Annotated in this window: 1 pseudogene; it reads left to right on the forward strand. The window is 68.3% G+C overall.

What is annotated here, in order from left to right:
- Positions 1–77 precede the first annotated feature (77 nt).
- Positions 78–269 (forward strand): annotated as a pseudogene (locus HTV45_RS33265) (M23 family peptidase); the annotation flags it as partial.
- Positions 270–492 lie beyond the last annotated feature (223 nt).

Below are 492 nucleotides of genomic sequence, written 5' to 3' on the forward strand. Positions count from 1 at the left end.
CAGATGCGTGAAGCCCCGAAGCCCGCTCACGCGAGCTGAAGGGAATCGCCCTCATTTATGGGGGCGAGGATCGTCAAGTGTACTGCGAGGTGTGGGGAGAGCGGGTCGGCACGGCCACCCAGTTCAACCACTGGTGGCTGCGCACCGACCTGGACACGGTGTACGCGGGCAAGAACGGCCGCAACGCGTACGTCTCCGCGTACTACCTCTCCCGCTGGGGCAACGACGAGGCCCGCGACAACAACGGGGCGGTGATCCCGGACTGCTGAGCCGGGGGCAGGCCCGGCGGTGCGGCGCGCCGCGGTTTGGCGTAAAAGCCGTCGAGCATGATCGGCCCGGTCTGGCACCCTGGCCGTACGGGCCCGACGGTGGAAGTCCCGGGGGGCAGGGGACCTCACGAAGGAGCGGGCCACATGGCGACCGTCGTCGATCTGTTCACCTATCCCGTCAAGGGGTGCGCGGGAACGTCCGTGGACAGTACGCACCTCACGC

This window comes from Streptomyces sp. CHD11 (assembly GCF_018638295.1).
Taxonomy (GTDB): Bacteria; Actinomycetota; Actinomycetes; order Streptomycetales; family Streptomycetaceae; genus Streptomyces.